This window comes from Microcoleus sp. PH2017_24_DOB_U_A (assembly GCF_020738205.1).
Lineage (GTDB): Bacteria > Cyanobacteriota > Cyanobacteriia > Cyanobacteriales > Microcoleaceae > Microcoleus.
Genome location: NZ_JAEQCT010000033.1, coordinates 87306 through 113699 on the forward strand (window position 1 = coordinate 87306; position 26394 = coordinate 113699).

24 protein-coding genes are annotated in these 26394 nt (G+C 45.9%); 14 read left to right on the top strand and 10 right to left on the bottom strand.

The window, feature by feature from the left end; translation table 11 throughout:
* Nucleotides 1-16 precede the first annotated feature (16 nt).
* The 7 genes from dapA (at nucleotide 17) to JGK07_RS09665 (ending at nucleotide 8755) form a co-directional block, all read left to right on the top strand.
* A complete protein-coding gene (dapA, locus tag JGK07_RS09645; RefSeq protein WP_293181024.1) occupies nucleotides 17-910 on the top strand; it encodes a 4-hydroxy-tetrahydrodipicolinate synthase in 894 nt (297 codons plus the stop codon).
* Nucleotides 911-1227: 317 nt separating this feature from the next.
* Nucleotides 1228-3123, top strand: coding sequence for a ribonuclease J (locus tag JGK07_RS09650; RefSeq protein WP_293181027.1), 1896 nt, complete (start codon nucleotides 1228-1230; stop codon nucleotides 3121-3123).
* Between the two features lie 252 nt (nucleotides 3124-3375).
* A complete protein-coding gene (locus JGK07_RS33155) occupies nucleotides 3376-3510 on the top strand; it encodes a helix-turn-helix domain-containing protein (protein ID WP_363319154.1) in 135 nt (44 codons plus the stop codon).
* Complete coding sequence (locus tag JGK07_RS33160; RefSeq protein ID WP_363319161.1) at nucleotides 3449-3715, top strand: hypothetical protein; 267 nt, start codon at nucleotides 3449-3451, stop codon at nucleotides 3713-3715. The genes JGK07_RS33155 and JGK07_RS33160 overlap by 62 nt, the downstream gene beginning before the upstream one ends.
* An 81-nt stretch (nucleotides 3716-3796) precedes the next feature.
* Entirely contained in the window at nucleotides 3797-4507 is a 711-nt protein-coding gene (locus JGK07_RS33165; protein ID WP_363319694.1) for a transposase, read from the top strand.
* A 582-nt stretch (nucleotides 4508-5089) separates the two neighbouring features.
* The gene (locus JGK07_RS09660; RefSeq protein WP_293181030.1) at nucleotides 5090-6499 is read left to right on the top strand and encodes an extracellular solute-binding protein; all 1410 of its coding nucleotides are present in this window, start codon (nucleotides 5090-5092) and stop codon (nucleotides 6497-6499) included.
* Nucleotides 6500-6502: 3 nt separating this feature from the next.
* Nucleotides 6503-8755 (top strand): ATP-binding protein, encoded by a 2253-nt coding sequence (locus JGK07_RS09665; RefSeq protein ID WP_293181033.1) that lies wholly within the window; start codon nucleotides 6503-6505, stop codon nucleotides 8753-8755.
* Nucleotides 8756-9139: 384 nt separating this feature from the next.
* Here JGK07_RS09665 and JGK07_RS09670 read toward each other — a convergent pair whose 3' ends face one another.
* From JGK07_RS09670 to JGK07_RS09680, 3 genes are all read right to left on the bottom strand, one after another.
* Nucleotides 9140-9415, bottom strand: coding sequence for a MoaD/ThiS family protein (locus tag JGK07_RS09670; RefSeq protein WP_293181036.1), 276 nt, complete (start codon nucleotides 9413-9415; stop codon nucleotides 9140-9142).
* A 95-nt stretch (nucleotides 9416-9510) separates the two neighbouring features.
* Entirely contained in the window at nucleotides 9511-10809 is a 1299-nt protein-coding gene (gene thrC / locus JGK07_RS09675; protein WP_293181039.1) for a threonine synthase, read from the bottom strand.
* A 411-nt stretch (nucleotides 10810-11220) separates the two neighbouring features.
* Nucleotides 11221-11481, bottom strand: a complete 261-nt coding sequence (locus tag JGK07_RS09680; protein ID WP_293181042.1) for a MoaD/ThiS family protein — start codon at nucleotides 11479-11481, stop codon at nucleotides 11221-11223.
* Nucleotides 11482-11979: 498 nt separating this feature from the next.
* Here JGK07_RS09680 and JGK07_RS09685 point away from each other — a divergent pair, with 498 nt between their 5' ends.
* The gene (locus JGK07_RS09685) at nucleotides 11980-12267 is read left to right on the top strand and encodes a hypothetical protein (RefSeq protein WP_293129162.1); all 288 of its coding nucleotides are present in this window, start codon (nucleotides 11980-11982) and stop codon (nucleotides 12265-12267) included.
* A 764-nt stretch (nucleotides 12268-13031) separates the two neighbouring features.
* On the opposite strand, the gene JGK07_RS09690 is transcribed toward JGK07_RS09685, so the two are convergent.
* Both JGK07_RS09690 and JGK07_RS09695 read right to left on the bottom strand, forming a co-directional pair.
* Nucleotides 13032-14408, bottom strand: a complete 1377-nt coding sequence (locus JGK07_RS09690; RefSeq protein WP_293241715.1) for a cytochrome P450 — start codon at nucleotides 14406-14408, stop codon at nucleotides 13032-13034.
* 89 nt (nucleotides 14409-14497) lie between these two features.
* Entirely contained in the window at nucleotides 14498-15103 is a 606-nt protein-coding gene (locus JGK07_RS09695) for a hypothetical protein (protein WP_293181050.1), read from the bottom strand.
* 816 nt (nucleotides 15104-15919) lie between these two features.
* Here JGK07_RS09695 and JGK07_RS09700 point away from each other — a divergent pair.
* From JGK07_RS09700 to JGK07_RS09720, 5 genes are all read left to right on the top strand, one after another.
* On the top strand, nucleotides 15920-16498 hold the full coding sequence (locus JGK07_RS09700; RefSeq protein WP_293181053.1) for a COP23 domain-containing protein: 579 nt from the start codon (nucleotides 15920-15922) through the stop codon (nucleotides 16496-16498).
* A 23-nt stretch (nucleotides 16499-16521) separates the two neighbouring features.
* Nucleotides 16522-17169 (top strand): serine protease, encoded by a 648-nt coding sequence (locus tag JGK07_RS09705; RefSeq protein WP_293217803.1) that lies wholly within the window; start codon nucleotides 16522-16524, stop codon nucleotides 17167-17169.
* A 2-nt stretch (nucleotides 17170-17171) separates the two neighbouring features.
* The gene (locus tag JGK07_RS09710) at nucleotides 17172-18410 is read left to right on the top strand and encodes a COP23 domain-containing protein (protein WP_293241709.1); all 1239 of its coding nucleotides are present in this window, start codon (nucleotides 17172-17174) and stop codon (nucleotides 18408-18410) included.
* Between the two features lie 35 nt (nucleotides 18411-18445).
* On the top strand, nucleotides 18446-18682 hold the full coding sequence (locus JGK07_RS09715; protein ID WP_293201035.1) for a hypothetical protein: 237 nt from the start codon (nucleotides 18446-18448) through the stop codon (nucleotides 18680-18682).
* Nucleotides 18683-18775: 93 nt separating this feature from the next.
* Nucleotides 18776-20989, top strand: a complete 2214-nt coding sequence (locus tag JGK07_RS09720) for a phosphoketolase (protein WP_293241706.1) — start codon at nucleotides 18776-18778, stop codon at nucleotides 20987-20989.
* Between the two features lie 257 nt (nucleotides 20990-21246).
* On the opposite strand, the gene JGK07_RS09725 is transcribed toward JGK07_RS09720, so the two are convergent.
* The 3 genes from JGK07_RS09725 to JGK07_RS09735 all read right to left on the bottom strand — a co-directional run bounded on the left by JGK07_RS09725 (nucleotide 21247) and on the right by JGK07_RS09735 (nucleotide 23327).
* Nucleotides 21247-22335 (bottom strand): tetratricopeptide repeat protein, encoded by a 1089-nt coding sequence (locus JGK07_RS09725; protein WP_293181068.1) that lies wholly within the window; start codon nucleotides 22333-22335, stop codon nucleotides 21247-21249.
* Between the two features lie 320 nt (nucleotides 22336-22655).
* Complete coding sequence (locus JGK07_RS09730) at nucleotides 22656-22910, bottom strand: hypothetical protein (RefSeq protein WP_293181071.1); 255 nt, start codon at nucleotides 22908-22910, stop codon at nucleotides 22656-22658.
* A gap of 123 nt (nucleotides 22911-23033) precedes the next feature.
* A complete protein-coding gene (locus tag JGK07_RS09735) occupies nucleotides 23034-23327 on the bottom strand; it encodes a hypothetical protein (protein ID WP_293181074.1) in 294 nt (97 codons plus the stop codon).
* A 475-nt stretch (nucleotides 23328-23802) separates the two neighbouring features.
* Here JGK07_RS09735 and JGK07_RS09740 point away from each other — a divergent pair, with 475 nt between their 5' ends.
* Nucleotides 23803-24735 carry a LysR family transcriptional regulator gene (locus tag JGK07_RS09740; protein WP_293181077.1) on the top strand — a complete coding sequence of 311 codons (933 nt, stop codon included), beginning with the start codon at nucleotides 23803-23805 and terminating at the stop codon, nucleotides 24733-24735.
* Between the two features lie 164 nt (nucleotides 24736-24899).
* On the opposite strand, the gene JGK07_RS09745 is transcribed toward JGK07_RS09740, so the two are convergent.
* Together JGK07_RS09745 and ispD are read right to left on the bottom strand one after the other, a co-directional pair.
* Nucleotides 24900-25547 (bottom strand): Uma2 family endonuclease, encoded by a 648-nt coding sequence (locus JGK07_RS09745; protein WP_293181080.1) that lies wholly within the window; start codon nucleotides 25545-25547, stop codon nucleotides 24900-24902.
* Between the two features lie 132 nt (nucleotides 25548-25679).
* On the bottom strand, nucleotides 25680-26372 hold the full coding sequence (gene ispD / locus JGK07_RS09750) for a 2-C-methyl-D-erythritol 4-phosphate cytidylyltransferase (RefSeq protein WP_293181083.1): 693 nt from the start codon (nucleotides 26370-26372) through the stop codon (nucleotides 25680-25682).
* Nucleotides 26373-26394 lie beyond the last annotated feature (22 nt).

Sequence of the window (26394 nt, forward strand, 5' to 3'; positions counted from 1 at the left end):
TAAAATCGGAGAAAGTGTGGTAAAGTTTGGACGGGTTCTGACTGCAATGATTACGCCGTTTAAGGAAGACGGCAGCGTTAACTATGCGGTAGCAGAACAATTGGCAATTCATTTAGCCGATCGCGGTACGGATAGCTTGGTAATGTGCGGAACTACGGGCGAATCTCCCACTATGAGCTGGGATGAAGAGTACCAATTATTTCAGGTGGTACAAAAGGCAGTAGCCGGTAAAGCTTTGGTAATCGCAGGAGCCGGGTCGAATTCGACCTCAGAAGCCATCGAAGCTACGCAAAAAGCAGCTAAACTCGGGTTAGACGGCTGTTTGCAGGTAGTTCCTTATTACAACAAGCCGCCGCAAGAAGGTTTGTACAATCATTTTCGGGCGATCGCGCAATCTGCTCCAGAATTGCCTATAATGTTATATAACATCCCCGGTCGCACTGGCCAGAATATGTTGCCCGAGACAGTAGCTCGATTGGCAGAAATCCCCAACATTGTGGCAGTCAAAGAAGCAAGTGGCAACCTAGATCAAGCAAGTCAAATTCGGTGCTTGACATCACCGGAATTTGCGATCTATTCTGGAGATGATTCCCTAACTTTGCCAATGTTGGCGGTAGGAGGATCTGGTGTAGTTAGCGTAGCCAGCCATCTGGTAGGAGAGCAACTGCAACAGATGATTAAAGCTTTCGAGGCCGGTCAAGTTCAAGTCGCTACCCAGATTCACTTGCAACTTTTTGACCTGTTTAAAGCTCTTTTTCTCACCACAAATCCCATTCCTGTTAAGGCAGCTCTTAAACTTCAAGGCTGGGATGTGGGTTCCACCCGTCCGCCCCTGTGCGCTCCGCCCGTTGAGGTAACTCAAAAGTTAAAGGACGTACTGAGTCAGCTAGCCGCAGTATCTGCTAGCTAGATAGGCGAGAACGAGTTTTCAGACAACTGAATATTAGTTGCGATCGGTCAGTAGTGCGAGCCTCGGAACTCGCGAACGTCATCAGTCATTAGTCATTAACTGTTAGTAAGTAACTGACTGTCAAGGATTAAAGACTGGGAATAAAAGACTCAAGACTGAAGACAACTGACTGTACGGGTTCGCAAAACCCGCAGGGGAGTTTTCCATCATAAATATGTGGAAAAAAATCGCCCTACTAACCAACAGCCGAAAAAAGACGACAGACAAAAGACAACAGACAACAGACTCATAACAAAAATAACTAACAAAGGATACGCATGATCAAAAATACAACTGCATCAGCTCTAAAAGTTATTCCCCTCGGCGGGCTGCACGAAATCGGTAAAAACACTTGTGTGTTCGAGTACGGCGACGAAATAATTCTTTTAGATGCAGGTTTAGCTTTCCCCACAGATGGAATGCACGGTGTAAATATTGTCCTCCCAGACATGACTTACCTGCGGGAAAACAACCACAAAATTAAAGGTATGATCGTGACTCACGGTCACGAAGATCACATCGGTGGCATCCCCTATCACCTCAAACAATTTGAAATTCCAGTCATCTACGGCCCGCGCTTGGCGATGGCTTTGCTCGCCGGAAAATTGGAAGAAGCCGGAGTGTCTCACCGCACTGAATTGCGGACTGTTCGCCCCCGGGATACGGTCAGAATTGGTAAGCATTTCTTAGTTGAATACATTCGCAACACTCACTCGATGGCCGACAGTTTCACTGTGGCAATTCACACTCCCGTCGGAATTATTATTCACACTGGAGACTTTAAAATTGACCACACTCCTGTAGACGGCGAGCATTTTGATTTGCAAAAGCTGGCGGAGTACGGCGAAAGAGGCGTGCTGTGCTTGATCAGCGATTCTACTAACTCGGAAGTTCCTGGTTTTACCGCTTCAGAACGTTCTGTAGCTCCGAATTTAGACAGAATTATCGCTCAAGCAACGGGACGAGTGATGCTGACGACTTTTGCTTCTTCGGTACACCGATTGCAAATTGTTTTGGAATTGGCTAAGAAAAACAATCGGTATGTCGGAGTGGTTGGCCGCTCGATGCTGAACGTCATCGCTCACTGCCGCAATCTCGGCTACATCAAATGCGAAGATAGTATTTTCAAACCGTTGAAAGAAATCCGCAATTTGCCAGATGACAAGGTTTTGATTTTAACTACAGGTTCCCAAGGCGAACCGATGGCGGCGATGACTCGCATTGCTAACGGCGAACATCATGAAGTGAAAATAAGAAAGGGCGATACAGTCATTTTCTCGGCTAATCCGATTCCTGGAAATACGATCGCAGTGGTAAATACGATCGATAAACTGATGATGCTGGGAGCAAACGTGGTTTACGGCCGCGACAAAGGAATTCACGTTTCCGGCCACGGTTGTCAAGAAGACCAAAAGTTAATGATTAACATGACTCGTCCCAAGTTCTTCTTACCCGTGCACGGAGAACACCGGATGCTGGTTCAGCACTCCAAGACTGCTCAAAGCATGGGCATTCCCGCGAGCAATATGGTGATTATTGACAACGGCGATGTGGTTGAGTTGACCGAAAATTCGATGCGACTCGGTACTAAAGTGCCTTCAGGAATTGAATTGGTAGACTCTTCGCGATCGGGCGTAGTCAAAGCAAACGTCCTCAAGGAACGTCAGCAGTTAGCCGGAGATGGCGCTGTAACGGTAGCGGCAGCTTTGAACTGGGAAGGCAAGTTAGTCGCTAAGCCAGAAGTCCACTTAAAAGGTGTAGTGACATCCGCCGATCGCGCGGAAACGATCGGACTAATCAATCAAACCATTGAAACAGTTTTGAGCGATCGCTGGTCGGAATTTGTCCTACCTGCTACTGCTGAATCGCCAGTTAATGTTGACTGGGTAGGAGTTCAAACCCAAATCGAAAAAGCAATTGGGCGAGTGCTGCGCCGGCAACTGCAAAGCAATCCGATGCTGGTATTCCTGATGCAAATTCCTGAAGAAGCAGTGCGATCGGAATTTGTGCAAAGAGCTCAGCTTTCGATTGAAGCACCTAAGCTAGCATCATCATCATCACCATCATCATCATCATCACCATCATTGCCATCCCCAGTACCAGTCCCGGCTAACGCAGTAACAGGTCGTCGTCGTCCTCGGACTGCTGCAAAAGTAGCTTCCGTTGTCTCCTAGTATTAGTAATCCCTGGCTTTGCGCCAGGGATTTGTTTTTCAACGGCAGATAATATCAAATCCGGTAGCATTGGAATTATAAGAGTGCGATCGTCTTAGCGATCGATCTATGTCGCTTTTCGATCCGCTCGCACTCTCACCAAAAGAATGGGTCTGAAGCCCCGTCCTTATAGGACGGCTTTAATTCTCTTTAATTTTATCGATTAGATCAATAATATATGGTATGGTCGAGTAAATCAAACAGCAAAAAATAATGAAAGCAAGGTATCAGTACAGAATCTATCCAACCGACCAACAACGACAGAGCTTGGCTCAATTGTTTGGCTGTGTTCGAGCTAGCCTGGAACGATGCTCTTGCACTTTGCAAGCAATCAGAAAGAAGATTTAAATCAGCAGAACTCCAGAAAATAGTAATTACTCAAGCCAAGCAATCCGAAGAAAGAGCCTGGCTAAGGGAAGTATCGGTAGTTCCTTTGCAGCAATCCGTAGCCGATTTGGAGACAGCTTTTAAGAACTTTTTCGATTCCTGCAAAGGCAAGAGAAAAGGACGTAAAGTTGGGTATCCCAAGTTCAAAAAGAGGACTAACAATTAATCTGCTAGATTTACTCTTCGCGGTTTCTCCAGGTCGGAGGACGGTGGTGTCTATTTAGCCAAGATTGGGATTGTCAAGCCGATTTGGTCGCAAAAGTTACCATCTGAGCCTAGCTCTGTCACGGTAATCAAGGATTGTACAAACCGCTATTTCCTGAGTTTTGTCGTAGAAGTTCAGCCAATTCAGTCTGAGGCTAAGAATCCAAGTATCGGGATTGATTTAGGGATTAAAACCTTTGCGGTGATGAGTAATGGCGAGAAAGCCGAAAGTCCTAGCTATAAAAAGTTAGACCAGAAAGTTCGCAAACTGCAACGCAAATTAGCCCGCCAACCAAAAGATTCTAGGAGAAGAAATGTAACTCGCATCAGAATTGCCAAGTTGCACAATCAAATTGCCGATACCCGTAAAGATTTCCTGCACAAATTGTCAACCAAAATAGTTAACGAAAACCAAGTGATTGTTTTGGAGGATTTGAACGTGTCGGGCATGGTCAAAAACCGGAAGCTTTCCAGGGCAATTAGTCGGCAAGGATGGAGAGAATTCCGAACACTTTGCGAGCGTCAGTCGGAGAAGTTTGGTAGGGAGTTCAAAGTAATTAGTAGATGGGAACCTACCAGTCAAGTGTGTGCAGACTGTGGGTTTAAATGGGGCAAGATTGATTTATCTATTCGTTCGGTTCTTTGTTTAAGTTGTGGCACCGAGCAAGATAGAGATGAGAATGCTGCTAAGAATATAGAACAAGTCGGGATGGGGAATCGCCACGACTTTAAACGGACGCGCTCGGGACTGTAAGACTACTTCGGTAGCTTTTCCCCGATGAAGCGTCAAGAATCACCGTTCCTTCAGGTCGGTGAGTATTTCAATCATCCAAATATATTATTCGGATGCCACCGGGAACGATCTAAATCCTATCGACCCTAAAAAGAAGGATTAGCTATTAAATTGGATCGATTTTTCATGGTATTTATTAAACAATGGGAGTGGTGGTAAAAGTTTTATTTTTACCACCACTCCCATTATTTAATTTTACTTAATTAAATGCTGAAACTTAAGCATTTATAGCAACCGCTTTCCTCAGTTATACCGTTTCAGTGTGAATGTTTTATAAAGCATCGAAAGTTAATTTTACCGAGCAACTAGGGCATCGGTTCAGTAAAAGAAATTGACACAAGTGGCATAGTATGTATGTTGATGTAGACCTTGGCAGGGCGATCGCATGAGGAAAAAAAAATGGTTGGCGATCGCGTCGCGATCTACTGTCGCCCTCATGCGATCGCCCCTACATAACACATATTTCGTTCTTTTTGTCAAAATATTCTACTGTACCGACGCCCTAGGGTAGACTATAAATAAGGTGTGACACCAATAAACTTTATGAAACGTAGAACATTTAATACACTACCTTTTTTTGCACTTGGACTCGGCTTCACAAGCTGCAATCCATTCCCATTTCATTCTGATTCCCCTCCTAGAGAGCGCGGTATTGAGTTGACTGGTGAAAATGATTCAAATTCCTTTGCTGCTCAAAATCAGCTTAACTGGATGGGGCACTGGTTAAGGGAAGATAAACGCGAGGTTTTGGTACGAGAAGTGGCACAAGAGTTCTCATTTTTACATCAGAATATCGCTCTCAAACTTAAATTTTGGCAACAACTGAATTTGGCGCATAAACCGGGGACAGCCAAAGCGATCGCATCTGCAATTCGATCGGGAAAGTTAGATTGGGATATTGTTTGGTTGGATGAAGATATTTACACCCTAGTTTCAGAAGAGTTAGGCAATCCTAAATGGGGAGAACAACATCTCGTCAACTTTGAAGAAGTTGCAGGATTTACAGAAACACAAAAACCTTTTATTATTCAAGATCCGAGCTATCGCAATCAAACCGGGGGATTTTTAGTCGGCCCTTATATAGAGGGATATTATCATGCGCTGTTTTATAATAAAAATGTTGCCGCTCAAATAGGCATTAAAATCAAATATGAAGGAATGACTTTTGATGACCTCCTCGGTTATGCTGAAGCTGTAAATCTCTACAATCGCCAAACTAAAAATAACATCGCCACATTTTATGAGAGCAAAGATTGGATGACACTAGAGATTCTGTTTCAAAATTTAGTCAAATCAGAAATTTTAGATTTTAAGGAAGCCAAATCGGAAGTCGGTTCATCTGAAAAGAATGCTGCCCTCTTCAAAACATTACAAGCATTAGAAACGCTAGGTAAGTTTAATCCATTGATTCCATCGCATCGAGAAAATAATTGGGCAAATACCCGACATCTCATGTTGGACGATCGCGCTCTCTTTTATGTCAATGGCACTTGGATGTACAGCCACTGGCACGGAATGGATGCTCAAAAAATGTCTAAGATTGTCCCTGTAGAACTGCCTTCTTTTCAAAAAACTAACCATTATTTAGGAGGTTATATCCCAACTTGGGGAGTCTTAAAAAACTCTAAAAATCGCGATAGCGCTATTAAATTGCTGATGAATTGGTGTACACCAAAAGTTGCAGAAAAATGGGTTCGCTATACCAGAAATCCGACGGGAATTAGGGGAAATCTCGCTGTTGCTGAATCTGGGATAGATAGTTTCGGAGAGTTTCAAAGTGATATCACTGCCCGGTATGGTGCCAATGTGCATTATTCTAACTACACGGGTTATCTATTTGGAGCCAAAAATCGCAATTTATCGAAGGTGCTTCATCAACAAATCAGAAATCTTCTAGCGGGTGAGATTACTGCTAAAAATTCCTACCAACAAATTTTATCGAAAATTCAATAAATCATGAAAAAGTTTTGGCAAAGCTTAGCATTTAAGATTGGGACAGCAGTCATTGGTGTTGAGATCGTTGCACTCACTTTAATGGGTTCTTACTATGTCAATCGATTTTCTAATGAGATTGATAAAACACTCACAACACAAATCCAATTGCCAGCAAAACTAATTGCTCAAGGGTTGCTAAATTATGAAGCAGTCAGAGATCGCGCTGTGATGGAAAACCTTGTGGGAGAAAAGTTATTAGATACATTAGCAATTGGAACTAACGGCAAAGTCTATTATTCGATGAATTCAGAGGATGTAGGCAAATCGGTTAAAGCGATCGCAGGCTTCAAGATTGAGGAAAACTTCGAGCAAACCTTTAAGGTGAAGCAAGTCATCGCAGTTTCCGATGGATTAATCCACATTGCACCGCTGCGTCTAGAAGATGGAAAATTGATTGGTTTTTTGTATATCAAAGCTGGAATCGAGCGAATTCAAAACCGCAAGAAAGACATTATTATTATATTTTTACTGGGGTCATCTGCTTGTATTGCTGCAACATCTGCTGCAATTTTATTGCTGTTTAATTCTACAATATTTAGCAGAATTAAAGAAATTTTACAGATTCTCAAACAAGTTGAATCCGGCAGTCTAGATGTGCGCTGCGATCGCAAAATTCAATCCGATGAAATAGGAGAGCTGCAATTGGGTGTGAACTCTACAATTGAGCGATTATCCGATTTGCTAAGTAACTTAGAACAGCGAGTTCGCGATCGCACTGAACAATTAGCAGGGGCTTTAAAGGAAAATAAAATTTTACTTGAAGAATCCCAACAGCGCGCGATCGAACTCAAACAAGCTAAAGAAGCTGCCGACAATGCCAATCAAGCCAAAAGCGAATTTCTCGCTAATATGAGTCACGAACTGAGAACTCCACTCAACGGCATTCTTGGTTATGCCCAAATCCTTCAACGTTCCAAGCACTTGGAGAAAAAACATAAAAAAGGATTGGGGATTATTTATCAATGCGGATATCACCTTTTAACTTTAATTAACGATATTTTAGACCTCTCTAAAATTGAAGCTCGCAAACTAGAACTCATTCCCACAGATTTCCATTTTCCCTCTTTTTTAGAAGCAGTTACCGAAATTTGTCGCGTCCGTGCCGAAGAAAAAGGAATTGACTTTATATACGTACCCGAATCTAACCTACCTGTCGGTATTCATGCTGATGAAAAGCGGCTGCGACAAGTCTTAATTAATTTGCTGGGAAACGCCATCAAATTTACAGAACAAGGTGGCGTGACTTTCGCGATTCAAGCACAGGCGATCGCATCAGATCCATCAACCTATCGCTGGCGCTTCCAAGTTAGCGATACAGGAGTTGGGATGACTCCAGAGCAATTAGACACAATTTTTCTACCCTTTGAACAAGTGGGAAATACGAAAAAACAAGCAGAAGGCACTGGCTTGGGACTGGCAATTAGTTGGAAAATTGTGGAGTTAATGGGCAGTCAAATTAAGGCACAAAGCCAACTGGGTAAAGGAAGTATTTTCTCTTTCGATATAGAAGTTCCAGAATCGCAAAGTTGGGCAACAATTTCTCGCACCTCTCAACAAGGTACGATCGCAGGATATCGAGGCACAAAACAGCGCATTTTAGCGGTGGATGATAAGTGGGAAAATCGTGCAGTATTAGTTAATCTTCTTGAACCAATTGGATTTGAAGTTATCGAAGCAAGCAATGGAAAAGAAGCGCTAGAAAAAGCCGTTACACAGCCACCCGATGCAGTGATTACAGACTTAATGATGCCTGTAATGCACGGCTTTGAATTGCTGCAACACCTGCGCCAATCGCCAACATTGAAACAAGTCGTTGCGATCGCCTCCTCAGCCAGTGTCTTTGAAGCCGATCAATTTCAAAGTTTGGATGCGGGTGCAGACGACTTTTTGCCCAAACCCATTGACGCAGAATTGTTGCTGGCTTTGCTACAAAAATATCTGAAGTTGGAATGGGTGTATGAAAATGTGGCGACACCAGAACCGACACCTCCTGTATCCGACATCCGAGAGTCGCAGCTACCCCCAGCCAACCTTCTAGCGCAACTGAACGATTTAGTCAAATGGGGGGATTTAGACGAACTTGCCGAAGTTGCCGCATATGTACAACAAACTCATCCGGAATGCGCTGCTTTCGCTCAACACTTGATTCAACTGGCACAAAATTGTCAGGTGAATGAGCTAAGACAAGTATTAGGAAAAGCTGTTAATGCGTAAATATTTGAGATTAGACTATTGACTGATTTTATGATGCAGATATAGCAATCATTGCAGGAGTCGTAAAAGTTTTACCCCTCCCAACCCTCCCCTTACTAAGGGGAGAAAGTAAGAAATTCACAAATGATTTAGGATTGCTATGGTCAGAATACTGAACAAGAAAACAAGAAGTTGCTCTTTCGTCCTCCGACTATCAGGGGGATGCGAGGGGGATCTCCGGGGAATTAACAGTGTTAACTGAACCGTATTGATTCATAAATCAGCTTTTTTAGTGTCAAATTTTCTCAAAAAAAATCAATCGATTTTAACCACAAATAAACGCAGATAGATTTAACAACTATCTGCGTTCATCTGTGTTTATCTGCTTAAATCTGCGGTCAAAAATCAACCACCAGCAACGGCTGGGACAATACTCACTTCATCACCATCTTTAAGAGCAGTTTCCGTACCTTCCAAAAACCGGATGTCTTCGCTGTTGACGTAGAAGTTGAGAAATCTTCGAGGCGATCCTTGTTCGTCGCACAGGCTTTTTTTGATGCCGGGACAATTTGTTTCTAACGCTTCAATCAGTTCGGAAATGTTTGCACCACCGCATTCTATTGTGGCTTGATTGTTAGTGAATTTTTGCAGTGGTGTGGGAATTAAAACTTTAACGGTCATGGTTAGTTGTTAATTGTGAGTTGTCAGTTGTGAGTTGTCAGTTGTTAATTGTTAGTTGTTGATTCCAATAACCAATAACCAACAACCAATAACTATTAAACAGAAGCTTGCTGCCATTCCAAACGTTCGAGTGTCCGGGCGCGTTCGAGGGCGCGCTCGAAGGCTTCCAGTTTTGGTTCGAGGGTGATGGGTTCGCCGATGTAACCTTGGACGGCTTCTTGGGTTTTCAAGCCGTTGCCGGTGATGTAGGCGACGGTGGTTTCTTCGGGGTCGATTTTACCTGCTTCTACGAGTTTTTTCAAGACTGCGATCGTCGTGCCGCCTGCGGTTTCGGTGAAGATGCCTTCGGTTTCTGCTAGCAGTTTCATGCCTTCGATGATTTCGGTGTCGCTGACGGATTCGATGTTTCCGCCTGTTTTGCGGGCGATGTCGAGGGCGTACATTCCGTCTGCTGGATTGCCGATCGCGATCGATTTAGCAATTGTATTCGGTTTGACTGGTGTTACGAAGTCGCGACCTTCGCGGTATGCTTGGGCGATCGGGGAACAGCCGTCAGCTTGAGCGCCGCTGAACCGGACTTTCTTGCCTTCAACCAAGCCGACTTCGGTGAATTCGTTGAAGCCTTTATAGATTTTGGTGAACAAAGAACCGGAAGCGAGGGGAGCAACTACGTGATCGGGCAATTTCCAACCTAGTTGTTCGATAACTTCGTAGCCGAGGGTTTTCGAGCCTTCGGAATAGTAGGGGCGCAAGTTGATGTTGACAAATCCCCAGCCGTGTGTATTGGCTACTTCGCAGCAGAGGCGGTTAACTTGGTCGTAGTTGCCGTGAACTGCCATCACAGTCGGATTGTAAATTAAGGTGCCTAGGACTTTGCCTGCTTCTAAGTCGGAGGGGATGAAGACTACGCAATCTAGTCCGGCGTGGGCGGCGATCGCAGCCGTGGAGTTAGCTAAGTTGCCAGTGCTGGCACAAGATACTGTTGTGAAACCCAATTCTCTCGCTCGGCTGAGGGCGACTGACACCACTCTGTCCTTAAAGCTCAGAGTGGGCATATTGACGGCATCATTTTTAATGTAAAGATTTTTGAGACCGAGGCGGCGCGCTAAGCGGTGGGATTTTACTAAAGGAGTCATCCCCGTGCCGACATCGATGACGTTTTCTGTAGCGACTGGTAAAAATTCGCGGTAGCGCCAGATTGAGTTGGGGCCTGCTTGGATGGTTTGGCGAGTGACGCGGCGGCGGATGGCGTCGTAGTCGTACTTGACTTCTAGCGGGCCAAAACAGCAATCGCAGACGTGCTTGGCTTGGAGTTCGTACTCTTCGCCGCATTCTTTACATTTGAGGGCTGTGAAGGTTGCTGCTGTGGATTGGGTTCTGGTCGCCTGGGTCATAGCTCAACTCTCTAGTTTTGCGATGTTTTCTTAAGTCTTAGGAAAGATTAGCACGCTCGATCTACCCCGTCAACTATACCCGATTTTTTTAGTCGGGATTAATTTTTGGCAGTTTCTTGCCCGAAATTGGAGGTTGACTGATAGTCCTCAATCTCTTTCTCAGAAAGGGTTTTAAGCTCTGCTGGGGAATGCTGGCCCAGAGGAAAATTATCTCAATTAACCGAACTCAAGAACAATTTTGCTGCAAAACTAATTTCAAAACTTTATAAAGTTTTTTGTGCTGGGTAAGTCCTAGACGCAACTCTCATATTTAAAGCAAAGGTACGTTGTTGCGATGCAAGCGCTCTTTCATAGATATAAAGAAAGAGCGCTGAAGCGCAACTACGTACCTTGAGGAAATCCAAAATTGTATTATCCACCGCTGACGGGGGGGATGAGTACAACTTCGTCGCCGTCTTGGAGGATGGTGTCGGGGGAGACGAATTCTAGGTTGACGCCGAAGCGGGTACGATCGCGCCACTGTTCTAATTGAGGGTATTGGCCGATCGAGCTTTCGAGCACTTCAGATACCGGGGTTTCGGGAGGAAGTTCTAGTGTAAGTTCCGAAACGCCGTAGGCTTCACTGAAGGCGGCGAATAGTTTAACGGTGATGGTAATCGAAGAGTTAGACACGGCTGTTTTGTGCGATCGACAGTTTGGCAATAATCAACTACACCATACAATTAATTGAGAATTACGCGCACCCAGGCTTAGAATTGAAAGCGGCAATCTTTAGTTAATTTTTAGCAGAGCTGGTAAAAATGACCGTTGATTGCAGCATAAAATCCGAACAGTCTTGTATGCCCATCGCTCTTACCAACCAGGCGTTAGAAGCAGTTGGCATCCACTTAAATGCAGCTAGCGAAGATTGAGTTAGCTGGTGTTGAGCCGAGGGCAAGACTACTTTTTGAGGAGGCGGTATCGATACTTCCCCGTAATTGTGGGAGAGTAGCAAAATATCGAACTAACTTTAGCGAGTAACAAAGCAGACTATGCTCTGCTAACTGGCTGATTCCCGACGAAAAATCTGGTTGTCCAGTCCAGCTTATAATTTCCAAAGCTTTGCTCCGCTTAGGAAGCGTGCCCTTCGATCTCAGAATATATAGTCAAGTTAACGCGATCGAGATATTTATGGCAAATAACGATTTTAAAGTGCTTCAAATTATTGAAGCTAAAGGCTGGTATGCCTTTGGGAGTACGAAGCAAAGCCAGCACGTTGAGAGGTGGGTAAGGCCTGTGGTGTGTTGGGTTTTAATAGAAGATAAAAAAAAGCGGCGGATTGTGACTGCTACCGCTAGCTATCAGATCCAGATTGATGACAAAGAAGTCGAGTTTTTTGCCCATGAAAGCGAAATTCAAGATATCGAGAGCCTCCCCAAGTCTGTCTCGGTATCGGAATTTCTCAAAACAGAAGATTGAGATCGGGTGCACAAGGAGATTGTTTAACAAGTTATTAATCATTCCTTAGTAATTCCTTAAACTTGCTGCCGGATGCTTTTTCAATTGGAGGCAAAATCACTCTAATTGAGGAGAGGAGGAGAATTTATACTTTTGCCTTGCCTTCGGTATCTCTAGCCAAAGGTCTTCGGTACCCCAAAAAATAAAGAGGCCGGAAGATTGCTGGCATTGCCAACACGCTTCCGACCTTTGCTGAATAACAGGGTATGCATATGTTTTTAAAGTATGGCAGGCAAGATTGCAATCACCCACAGTAATTCCTTAAACTTGCTGCCGGATCCTTTTTCAATTGGAGGCAAAACCACTCTAATTGAGGAGATGCCAGATGAGAAGATAGCGAGAATTTATATTTTTGAGTTGCCTTGTGCGTCTCTAGCCGAAGGTTTTCAGTACCCAAAAAATAAAGAGGCCGAAAGATTGCTGGCATTGCCAACACGCTTCCGACCTTTGCTGAATAACAGGGTATGCATATGTTTTTAAAGTATGGCAGGCAAGTCTTCTAGATATCAAGATTTTACTTTTTGGGTATGTTTGCAAGGCTTCTACTATTTTAGACTGGAATTTTGAAATTTGAGGGCGGTGATGGTTACAGGTGAAGGATTCTAGCTATTTTTATGTAGCACTCGCTACATAAAAAAGGCGGGTCGATCGCCCGATCGGCCTAAATTGTTTGCATTCAAAGAGCAAAAGTGCGATGGCTGCACCCCCGCTTGGGTGCTGCGAGTTCAAACCCCAGTAGCAACAGGTTCAGGCATCTGCTGCCGCATCCGTCGCCCCAGGAAGGCCATCCGCACACCGCCCGCCGGCCCTAAAGTCACCCCTCGGCGTTTGGCTTGTACGGGCTTTTTCTCGGCTAAGGTTAAGTCGAAATCGCGCAAAATGGTTGCGATCGCCAGTTTCATTTCCAACTGCGCCAGCGCTAAGCCGATACAACGGCGACTACCGCCCCCAAAGGGCAAATATTCGTAAGGCGAGAATTGCCTCTCCAAAAACCGTTCAGGCTTGAATTGCAGCGGTTCTGGATACAAATCTTCCCGGCGGTGGGTTAAATAAATTGAGCCGAAAACCACCGTACCCGGTTCGAGTTGATGGCCCATTAGTTCCACGGGTTCCCGCACTACTCGCGGAAATGTCAGCATTCCCACTGGGTAAATTCGCAGTGTCTCTTGACAAACTGCACTCAGGTAAGGCAAGCGGGAAATCTCCATTGGGTCGGGGTTTTCGCCCAAACTGTCCAATTCTGGCAGCAGTTTCTGGCGTACCGAGGGCAAACTGTGAATCCAGTAAAAGGCCCAAGCTAGCGCTGTTGCTGTGGTTTCGTGGCCAGCAAACAACAGCGTCATTAATTCGTCGCGCAATTCTTCATTCGTCATTGGTTCGCCGTTTTCGTCGCGGGCGGCCATCATTAAGCTGAGAATGTCGGTACGATCGGCATTTGGTTGCTGTTTGCGCTCTTCTATTTCGCCGTCCATCAGTTCGTGAATTTTTTGGCGCTGCTGTTTCATGCGTCCCCAAGGACTCCAAGGGCCCCAATCTTGCTGCAACCAGGGCAGAAATAGGATACTCGATCGCACCGGAGAGCCGGTCATATCGATAATTGAAGCCAGCAGCGGGGAAAGTTGCTGCAACCGCGGCCCTTCATTCAGTCCGAAGACTACTTGCAAAATTACCCGCATGGTGATTTCCTGCATGGCTGTGCGGGCGACAAAAGGTCGATCGACCTTCCACTTGCTAGCAACATCTTGGGTAATATCGCAAATTTGCTGGCCGTAGTTTCGCATCCGTTCCCCGTGAAAGGGTGGCATCAATAATTGACGTTGCCGTTTGTGCTTTTCTCCGGAGATTACAATCATCGATTGTTCCCCCAGGACTGGTTTGAGAATACCGTTGATATCGCCTGGAGCATCAAGCGCCTTGCTGTTGAGCATTTCCTGGATCGCTTGCGGGCTGTGGATCATCACGAAGGGTTCAAGGTTGCCCCATCGAGTCGTGAAAATCTCCCCGTACTTTTTGGCGTTGCCGTCCATGTATGTCAGCGGATCGCCAATCCATTGAATTAGCTGCAAGAAGCGGGGGGTTTTGGGGCCGTCAGGTAGGGTCATAAAAATTATGGCGCTGTTAGAGGACGCGGGTAACATCCATAGGAATCCCGCAGAAAGCGGGTTGTACGCTCTCCCATAATTTTAAGGGATTATTCTCGAACGGTACTCACAATGTCCTGTCCGAGCTCTGTAAAACGGACTGTTTTAATTTGCCAAGGAGCATAACTGGTTAGGGTTTGGCGCACGCCTCCGAACAAACCTAACATCTGACAGCTTGACAGATTTTGCAATTTCTGGCGCGAATTCCCTGAGGCCCGTAAATCTACGGTAGCGATGCCGAGGTCGCGATCGATTTTAAGCCGATAACCAACTAAACCCAGACTAGCGAAAATCTCCTGCTTTAATACTTCATTAACGGCCGATGACATTAACTGGTTATCTGGGCCTGTAACTGTTGCTGGCTTCAGACTTTGACAAAGATTGTCTACCTCATAAACCGTAACTGTAGCTGTGCTTTCTGGTACTTTGGTACTCGGTAAAACCGAGCTAACAGAGTTAGAGGGCTCCGGTGGGGCCGATCGACTATCAAGTTGATTGCCGGTTAGCTGTAGGTGCGGGAACTGACGGGTTCTTGCTGAGGGTTGGCTCTGGTTTTCGGCTGATTTAGCTGCTGCATCGTAGCTAGAACAACTGCTACCCCCGATCAAAATTAATCCAGTCGCTAAATACCCGAACTGTTTGCAGATAAGGTTCATAACTTTTTAATACTCAACTAAACGTCAGTGTAGGTCGGGCAGAATTTTGGTGGTAGCAAGCACTTAATCCCTAATTACACTCACTTAGAAGTATTTCCGCAGTATGAAGACGAAAATAAGTTCAGAGTTATTGTTTAATAGTCCGGACAGTTTTTAGATCGCAGCCTGAAACCCTTGATTTACCCGAAAGCGTATCGTGTGCCTCGTTAGCGTAGCCCTCGCAGAGGATCGCCATGAAACCCTGATTCTACGGTCGGCAATCAAAAATGTCCGAAATATTGCTTGCTAATACCTTTATTTTAGTGTTAGATTACACAAGAGGGGTATCTCCCCTCATTGGTGCAACCCTGCCGTCTTCGTATCTCCGCAGATCGACCTCGCGATTTAAATCACAAGTTAGATCAAATACCTTGTCAGTGGTGTGATGTACCCGATGCAAATTTAGCTATTCCAAGGTCTGAGGTAACAGCCTCTTTCCGGTTGGCGAAAGCTTGAGTTTGATAGTAGTAATGACGACAGAATTTAGAGTTGGCCACGTATTGTGGCATGGTTCAACAACCGCGCCGAAAGCACCGCGATAAGGAATGTACAAGTAGCGAACAACATACAGAAGATTTCAGCAAACTGAAGTACAAAAAAAACTGGTTTCCGTAAGGCTGCACCTGTGAGTGTCGGCCATGATTCCGAGTTTCTGATGTGCAGTCGATCGAGCTGAAATTTGCTGTGATTTGGATCTCTAATTAACTTGCGTATCAAGATTATTATCGCAGAATCAGGTGCTTTTTGTAACAAATTTACTAAAAATCGAGCGAAAACATGATCGAACAGCAATTAACAAAAGTTTTGGCGACAGCAGCGATCGCCCTGTGCGCTCTGACAGTGGCTTCTGCGCCAAGTTATGCCCGGCCGACAGTGGGGGAAAGCGGATTTTGGTGCAGCACCTCGACAGGTGCGCCGGTGACGCTGTACCAAAACCCTCAAGGTGCAGTAGAGCCTTGGATTGAGTGGACTTCTGATTATTTTTCCGGTTCGGGCTACGATCCGGCAACTCGGTGTCAATTGGTCAGCCAACGCCTCGAAAGCTATCGCCGCAACCGAATGCTGAGGTACATTACCGTTGGTCAGATGAACGGCCAAAATGTCATCTGCACGGCGAATCAAGTCAATGGTGTGTGCCAAAATTTGATTTATACCCTGCGGCCGGGCCAAGACCCGATCGGCTCTTTGTATAATTTGTTAGCTTGGCGTCAAGGACAGGTGGGGATGCCCTCTACGGAGGAAAGCAGCCAAATTCCTTACATTGATGTGAGAGAAAAGCTAGGGGAAAAACTAGGGGAAAATATGGGCGATCGGGCGCAACTGCCCCCTTTTTCTGGGCCCTCGGAACTGCGGTAAAGACTGGAAAATTGCCAATCTCATTGCCAATTCCCGGGGGTGACGTGGAAAACTTGGCGCGACAGGCGACGATACGCATCAAGACCTCGAAATCCTCGGGTTCTGGGGCGATCGTCCAGCGGCAGGGACAAATGTATACTGTGTTGACTAGCTGGCACGTTGTGGCTTTCGACAAGGGCGATCGCACAATTATCACGAGCGACGGCCAGATCCACCAACTGTTGGGAGTTCCGCAGCGACTGGGCGATACGGATCTGGCGATCGCTAAATTTCGCAGCGCGATCGAGTATAAAGTAGCGCCGATTGGCGCGCAGCAGCCAGCGGTGGGAGAGCCGCTGCTGGCGGCCGGATTCCCTGCGGAGACTGGGGCGTTGGCCGTAGCGCAGGGGTTCGTAGAACTGCTGCTGCCAAAATCTTTACCTGAAGGCTATAGCTTGGGCTATACAAATGAGGTTAAAATTGGCATGAGCGGCGGCCCGATTTTTAATGCCAAAGGTTTCTTGGTTGGGATTAACGGTCGAGGTAAGTATCGAGATCCCGGTTTTGGCGTCTATGCTTTTGAAGATGGAAGTGAACCGACGCCGGAATTATTGGAAAAGATGGTTAAATCTAGTTGGGGAATTCCTATCAGTACATATTTGCAGTTCGTCTCGTCTCATGTGGAGAGTTAGCGATGAATTCGTGGGGTTTGCGGTTTGATGCGCTGACAGTCATTTTGACCGGTGCAGTAACGGCGGCAGCAATTGTCGGCCCACAATATGCTGCTTGTGCTAAAACAGCCCAAGAAGTTGCGGAGCTAGCGATGTTCACAACTGTAGAAGTGAACAACACGCTGGGTTTTGCGGCTGGTGGCTCAGGAGTAATTATTGCTAAACAGGGGAATATTTACACTGTTCTGACGGCGAATCACGTAGTGGCAAGTCTCGCCCAAGAATACAGCATTCGCACTCATTCGGAAAAAAGCTATACAGCAATCAGAATACAGCGACTCCCGAAAAACGATCGCGATATAGACTTAGCTTTGATCCAGTTTCAGAGCCGAGATCGGTATCCAGTAGCACCGATCGGCGAATCGCAACGTGCTGTTGTCGGTTCTACTATTTACGTTGCTGGCTATCCGCTACCAGTCGCCTCTGGATCTGAAAGAAAACTCGAATTTACTGCTGGTATTATCTCTTCTCGCGTCGGTCGCGCATCGTCGGGGTACGGACTGCGCTATCAAGCTGTGACAAGGCGTGGGATGAGTGGCGGGCCTGTATTTGATGCTGATGGCAGGGTTGTGGGAATTCACGGCCAGGGTGATACTGTTGGTACGGTGCAGAGCCAGTGGAACGGTCAGACTGAGGAAATTAAAACTGGGTTGAATGCCGCAATCCCGATCGATGCTTTTACGGCGTTGCGATCGCAAACCTTACCTAACGGGTTTGATATTCTCAGCAATATTGCCATCAACCGCAGCTCTCCCCAAACTCAACCGAATCTCCAGCGGGGGGGATTTGTGTGCGATACCTCAACAGGAGAACCAGTGACTGTATATCAAAATCCCCAAGGGTTTAGAGAGCCTTGGATTCGCTGGAATTCTAATTTCTTTTCTAGTGCTGGCTACGATCCTCTGACTCGCTGTCAACAAGTGACTCAACGCCTAGATAATTATAACCGCAACAAACAGCTTAATTATGTCACTGTCGGTCTGGTAAACAATCAAAAAGCGATTTGCACGAGCAGCCGGATTAACGGGCCCTGCGAAGGTTTGATCTACACGTTGCGCCGCGATCAAGATCCAGCTCCTGCACTTAGCACTTTCTTCGTTTGGTTGGCGAATCAAAAGGCTAGACCGTCTCTTTTTGAAAGCGGCGCTCCGATTTATATTAATCTTGGGGAACGACTAGATGTAGATATTGCCGAACCCTAAAGAAACAGTTTGTAGTGCGGACTTCAGTCCGCTTTATGCTGCGGACTGAAGTCCGCACTACAAACCTTACTTATTGGAGTCAATCGATCGGACGCGATAGAAAGGTTGCGCTCAGAGTAAAAAAAGCAGATAGCCTTTCGGCTTCGCTCAAGGTAAAAAGAAGGAAGACGGAAGAAGGAAGAGGGAATAAAATTAATGGTTTCAGCAATCAACAAAGTTGTCACCGTTTTGGGGATTGCTATAAAAATTTGAGATATTTGACAGATTTATGATTCGACATAGCAGAAGTGATGATTTTTTGCAACACAAAAGCTATAAAATTACTGTTACTTAATCCAAGTCAAATTTTTCAGGTATAAAGAAGCATGACTGCAACTACGCCGAAGGCAACGTCAGCAATTCCTAGTTTTTGTGAAGGAATCCAGTATTTCTCGGAGAATGTGCCGGGTTTTGAGACTTACGGGAAAACACCTGCGATCGCCCAAGGAAGCAATTCGATCGCCGATCCAGCAGATCCAGCCGCCGTCTTTCAAACGATGCTCGGAGCAGACGCCCTGCGCTACTTAACGCTGCAAATCACAGCCAGCAAGGCATCGGGACATCCGGGGGGTTTTGCCAGCCAAGCTGAGGCCTACGCTGCGTTGGTGATGTTGGGACACAAGAACATTGTCACCGAAGTCGGGCACCACGCGCCAGGATTTTATAGTGCCATGTTTCTCGATCGATCTTTAGAAGACATGGGAATTACCAAAGTGCAGCAAGCGCGCGATAAATTCCGCGAAAAAGACGGTTTATTAGGACATCTTTCCGGCTTCATTCCCGGCCTTTTAGCACCAGCAGGCCCCCTCGGACAAGGACAGCATTTCGCAATGGCGGGCGCACTTTTGCACCCCGACAAACTGTTTGCTTTCACAATGGGCGACGGTGGGATGGGCGAACCCTATCCGATGAGCAGCATGGGACATTTTCACACTGCTTATCCGAAAGCTACTAACTTTTTGCCAGTGTTAGTTTGGAACGGATATTCCCAAGAACATCACAGTATGGTTTCGACTAAAACTAATGCTGAAATGATTGCTTATTGGCAAGGAAACGGTTTTAAAGAAGTCATCTTAGTTGACGCTAAGGAATTTGATGACAAAAATCAACCGGAAGCTTATGTTGACAGCACGGCTTTTTCCCTCGAACAGCGGATGGCATTTACCAAAGCTGTTTTAGAAGGAGTTGACAAAGCAGCCAAATCTGCTCTCGGCGGCAAATTAACTGTGTTTATTATCAAACAGTTAAAAGGTGCAGGCGTACACGCATTGGGTGCAAAATCTCACAACCTTTATCCGAAAGATACGCTGGATGCTCCGCACATTGTCAGCGCCTTAAAACAGCGGGCTTTGACTGCTGAGGCGTGGCAGTTGGTGCGGACAAATTGCGAACGTGCGGGTGGCGGGCCTGCTGCGAAAACCGTTGTTACTGAGTTTACATTGCCGCTAGCAGATTTGGGAGAATTGCCTTTAGAAGAATTTGCGGTTGGTGGAGAAGCGAAGATTTCGACAACTGCAATGGGACGTTTGGTGGGAACTGTCGGCGAGCGCGATCGCACTTTTCTTGTCACCAATGCAGACGGCAACGAAGCATCAGCAATTGCCAACATCAACCAAGCTCTCAAAATCATTCACCCGACGACGGATGATTTGTACAATCAATCGCCAAACGGTCAAGTTTACGAACCTTTGAGCGAAGATGCTTGCGCGGGTTTGGCAGTAGGATTGTCGCTATTTGGAGCGCGGAGTTTGTGGTGTTCCTACGAATCTTTTGCCATCAACGGTTTACCAATTTGGCAAACAGTAACGCAAGCAATGGCAGAATTGCGCCGTGCAACTCCGGCAACTGTCACCTTATTTACAGCGGGTGCATTGGAGCAAGGCCGCAACGGTTGGACGCACCAACGCCCGGAAATTGAGGCTTATTTTGCGGCGATGATGCGTAACGGAAATGTGTTTCCTTTGTTTCCACCGGATGCTAACAGCATTCAAGCTTGTTATGATTGGGCTTTGAGTGCCAGAAATAAGGGAGTTGTGATTACTGCGAGCAAGTCGCCGCTGCCAATTCGTACTACTTTTGCACAGACTCGCCAAGGTTTAGAAGATGGTGGAATTGTGTTGCACGAAACAACCGGAAATAAGAAAGTTGTGTTTGCTGTTGTCGGCGATATGACTTTAATGCCGGTGTTTGAAGCGGCGGCATCATTGGAGAAAGAAGGCTTGGGAGTGCGGATTGTTTCTGTTGTGAATCCCCGCCGTTTGTACCGTTCCAGCGATGTTGCTTGGAATACTTGTTCGGAAGCTGACGGTGGCTTTTTGAGCGATGAGAAATTTGCCGAAATGTTTGGTGGAGATGCCTTGATTGGCGTGACAGGCGGTGCTTCTGGGATGTTGGAGCCGGTGATGCTTCGCAGCAATTGCCCGCGCGATACTTTCGCATGGAAGCGGGGGGAAACCACTGCTAGCGCTGGTGAGTTGATGGCGTTTAATGGGTTGACGGCTGATGCTTTGACTAAAAGGGCGATCGGGCTAGTTGGTTAGGTTATAATTTTCAAGTCTCCCGGTTTGTTACCGGGAGATTCTTAAGGATTGAAAAGGTATGTTGTTGCGATGCAAGCGCTGTTTAATAATCCAAGAAAGAGCGCTTAAGCGCAACTACGTACCAAGAAAGGTATGTTGTTGCGATGCAAGCGCTCTTGAATAATCCAAGAAAGAGCGCTTAAGCGCTCTTGAATAATCCAAGAAAGAGCGCTTAAGCGCAACTACGTACCAAGAAATATGATAATTATATCCTGCGATTATTGTGGCAAAGACTGCCCGGACGACAATCGTTTAATGCCTTCCATCGCCGTAGTTTCTCCAGCTTTATCGCCGCCATCGCGGGCAATTTTCAAAGCTCGCTCGTAGGAGTTGAGAGCTTTAGGATATTGACGGAGACTTTCATAAATCGCGCCCATATTGTTAAACAAGCGTCCCATACTTGTCTTGTCACCGATAGCTTCAAACATCGGTATTGCTTGCTGAAAATAGATCAACGCTTGAGTATCTTTGCCTTGTTTGCGACAGGTAAGTGCCATGTTGTTGAGGAGGCGGGCGACGCCAGCCCTGTCTCCGATTTCCCGGCGAATTGCTAAGGCTTGATGGTAAAATTCCATCGCTCTGTTAAAGTCGCCGATGTTGTAATAGACGCCGCCCATGTTATTGAGGGTACGGCCTAAATCGCGCCGATCGCCCTCTGTGGTGCGAATCGTCCGCGCTTGCTGGTAAAATTCGATCGCCTTTGCGTAATTTACCTGCTCTGCGTACACTGCCGCGATGTTGTGAAAAGATTCTGCTATTTGAATTTGGTCGTTGGCAATTTTTGCAAGTTCCAAAGCTTCTTGGTGCAGTTTCATCGCTTCGTCAAAATTGTCCGCAAGTCGGTTGACGAAACCGATGAGATTGAGAGTGTGGGCAATGCGGGGCCCTTCGCCGATTTCTCGGTGAATGGCTAAAGCTTGTCGCAAAACTTCCAAAGCTTTGGACTGCGAACCCATTTCGGTGTAAACTTCCCCGATATTGTTGAGGGTTTCTCCGATTCCCGGTTTGTCGGCTAGTTGCTTGCGAATTGCCAAAACTTGCTCAAAAGTCTGGATTGCTTCTCGAAACAAACCCTCACGGTGCTGTTTGACTCCTGTTTCAAAGAGTTTGTCTGCTTCCGTTTTGGGATCTGTTGCTTGGGCACGCGGGGCGAAGCTATCCCGTAGGGAATCGCCCGATCGAGCTGGCCTGGCATTTATAATAGGGGCAAATGCCCGAGCGTCTGAAATTTCCAGCAAGCTGAGTGCGGGCGATACCACAATACTTATAGCTGCGAGATAGCTGAAGCGGTAAGAGTGGCAATACACCGATCGAGTCCTCCAAAAGCCCATTTATAAATAAGATAGACCTCTTTGGGGTGTTTCTGCCAAGTTTTTTTCTGTGTCGCTAGCCTCTGATACCAGTTTCAACAAAGAATGCAACTTTAACCAAGTTGCAAACTCATGCACAAGCAGTCAATTCCACTTCTTCAATCCAAAATCGAAAATGGCTTGGCTTGGCTTATGTCTTACCATAAAGAATTGGTTGAAAGCCCGCCCGATCGGGAGAAATTAAAATCAGACTATTCATTACTCCAATACTCGGACTTAAGGGTAGAGGTAGCTCTCAAACTGTCAACTGTCAACTGTCAACTGTCAACTGTTGAACAGACTGCCATAATCAGCGGCATATAGTTGAGAGCGGAGATGACAGCAAAGTTTTTGCTCGGTGGAAGCGATATTTTTTCTGGACTGTGCAAGATGATGTCCTGTTTGTCAACTGTAATCCAAGCAATTCCTGACAAGACTTGAACTTCTCGATGATTTTGAGGCAACCTATACACCTCGTTTTTCATGAGGATTATGCGATCTGGCGCTGCACATTCGGAATATCTTTGAAGCATAGCATCTCCTTTGGAATTAATTATCCAAAATCAACAATTTCCCCGAATTTTCTGGCGGGCTGGTTTATCAAAATCTTGGCTGCTCGCAAACAATCGAAACTCCCCCACACAAGCAATAATCTACTATTGGCAATAACGCCGATCGATCCAAGCGCGTATTTCGTCATCTGTCGCGGCGCTCTTAGAGCGACCAGTCGCGCGATCGCAACCGTGCCAGCAAGTGTTACCATTGCGATCGCAGGTTTGCCAAATTCTGACCTCGTTTTCGCCAGCAGCGGCGGTGAGCAAACCTTGCCAAAGTTGATTGATAGCTGAAAAGAGCGATCGGCTTTTTGGCTTTTTGGCATATTTAGCTGGCTCGTTAATCGAAATAAAGCTTGTGTTTTCGGGACACCGCCGTTTTTCGTAAGTAGACATAACAAACACCTTCAAATTGTTAATTAAACAAAAATTGCACAATCAAAAATCGCAGCTAAAAGGAAGCAATAACTTGCTCGCAATTACAGCACTTTTGATAGCTCTGCAACTCCTGTACAATTAAATCTTTTACCTGATAAATCCACCCTAGCTCTGGGCAAAACAACAATCAAGTCATTACTTGCATAGGTTGTATGAATAAAATCGATAGATAAATATACCAACCGCACCCGACAGTTAGTAGGACGTTATTAATTGCTGAAAACCTTGCCTTCGAGTCCTTTTTCCTGGGAGCATCTCAGTTTTTCAAGAAGCATTTTTTAAAGAGCGGACTAAAGTCCGTACTACGAACCTTTTTTGAGCGGAACACTGTAAATGCACAACTGAGATGCTTCTTTTTTCCTTCTTCCCTCTGTCAACTGTCAACTGTCAACTGTCAACTGTCAACTGTCAACTCTTCCTTCTAGGAAACGCTATGAATGACATCAACACACGGCGGATGAAACTCTCTCAGATTCAGGCTTTGATAGCAGTAGCCGACTGTGAAAACTTTAGCGAAGCGGCTTTGCAAATGGAACTGTCACAATCCGCAGTCAGCCACGCCATCGCCTCTTTAGAAACAGAATTGGGTGTGCAATTGTTCCATCGGGGGCGACACGGTGCTCAACTGACGCCGGTGGGGGAAAGAGTGGTGCTTCACGGGCGTCAAATTGTGCGATCGTTAGAAATGATGGTAAAAGAAGCGGATTTAGAAAAAGGTTTGCAGGGAGGCCAGGTGCGGATAGTGACGTTTCGCAGCGTCGCAACTCATATCCTACCGGGTATTATTGCTCAATTTCGCGATCGCTTTCCCAAGATTGCTGTCAGCATTACCGAAGTCTATTATACCCAGGCTGTGGAGGAAGCTTTGCGATCGGGCAAAGCAGACATCGGCTTTGTTTCTCTTCCCATCTCAGATGAATTTGAAAGTAGAGAAATTTTGCGGGATAAATACGTTGTGTTGTTGCCACCAACTGCTAAATTATCAAGTGGAAAAATTACTTGGGAAGAATTAGCAAATCATCCGCTGATTTTGCAGCCGCCGGAAACTGCTTGTTCTATACCGCTACGCAAATATTTAGCAACTTCGGATTTCCCCTTAAATATCGCTTACGAACTCAGCGAAGATTCAACTATCGTCAGTATGGTGATGGGCGGTTTGGGTGCTACAATTATGCCGCGTTTGGCGGCCGAACCGATACCTGCTGAGGTAAAAGTTTGCAGTTTACCAGCGGCTTTTGAAAGGGTAATTGGAGTGGCTGTTTTGAAGGATGCGCTGTTAATTCCGGCCGTGTTTGCGTTTTTGGATTTAGTTAAAAGTGCGACAGAGATTGAATATGATACTGATTTTCCGATTAATCCTTCATGATAAACCTAAGTTATTGGTTATTGCATAGATTTGGATTTTTTGACCGCAGATATCAGCGAATGAACAAGGATGAACGCGGATGGGATTTTATCTGCGTTTATCTGCGTTCCTCTGCGGTTAAAAAAAAATATAGCTCCATAATTACGAACAACCAATAATATGAATCAACCATCAGTGCTCTCTCTCACCCAGTTGCGTAAATTCACCTCCGCTTCTACCTCATCTACCTGTGCTGCCGCCAAAAATTCGTAGAGCTTGGACTTGGGGAGAATCGGAAAAGTGGGGCTAACAGATACTTCCAAATACTCATCATTCTCCAGCTTATAAATTCGCCATTCTCTACCATCGTACCGCCACAACTCCGGTACTCCCATACTGGCATAGAGAGCAGGCTTGTTAATATCAGTATGGGTGATATCTATTTCTACGACTAAATCGGGTGGCGGATCTGTTGCTAAATCTACTGTACGACCGGCTACGAGGGGCTGATTTTGGATGTAATAGGCATTATCGGGTTCTGCACCGCGCTCTAGATCCGATCGATCGAGGGTTGTCGAACCCATTGTTTTTATCTTTAAACCTAGTTCTCTCACCAAAATCCGAATCAAAAACTCGATTAAGCGTGCTGAGAATTCGTGTTCTTCTAAAGGCATGGTAATTTCTAAAGTCCCTCGATCGAATGTCAATGTAGCCGCTCGTTTATCGCCCAAAATCTGGAGCAGTTGTTGATAACCCTCCCAAGTAATATCTCTAAACACCACTCGCTGTTCGCCTCGGAGTAACGGTGGTGCGATCGGCGCAACAGAAATCATATTTTTTTACTTCCAGCTATGATATTTCTAGGATAACAGAAGGAACAGGCTTTCCGGCCTGTTCCACAATTAATAAAATTATTGATTGTGGAACGGGCCGGAAAGCCCGTTCTTAAAAATAGTCAACAAATTTTATTTACTCTTATCTGTTCTCTGCCGCAAAATAAATTCAGCTAGCGCTAAATCAACGGGCGTTGTAACTTTTAAATTTGTCTCTTCCCCCTCCACAATTTGCACTGGTAAACCGCATTTTTCAAACAAAGCTGCATCGTCTGTAACTTCCCAACCTTTCTCCCGCCCTTGTTGGTGACACTGCTTTAACAATTTCACTTCAAATCCTTGGGGAGTCTGGGCAGCCCACAAATGGCTTCTGTCCGGTGTGTCTCGCACGATTCTAGACTCATCCACCACCTTAATCGTATCCTTGACCGGGACGGCGACAATCAAGCCCGGACAGCTTAAGAGAGCTGCTGAAGATCGATCGAACAATTCAGGAGTTGCTAAACACCTGGCGCCGTCGTGAATCAACACGCGATCGGCATTTGGCGGCAAGGCCTGCAAACCGTTGTAAACTGACTCTTGCCTGGTAGCCCCTCCTTGAATCAGTTCCACGGGCTTGAGCAAAGCTAAATCGCCCAGAATTGCCTTAAAATCAGGAAAATCTTCAGGCTGGCCCATAATGCCGATCCAGCTAATCTGCTGCGAAGCTTCAGCGGCGGCCAAAGTCCAACTCAGCAAAGGTTTTTCCAGCAAAGTCAGCAGCAGTTTGTTCCGCTGACTACCCATCCGTCGCCCCGAACCCGCCGCAGGAATTAATAAGTGCATTAACTAACCCTTCTTCACCCAA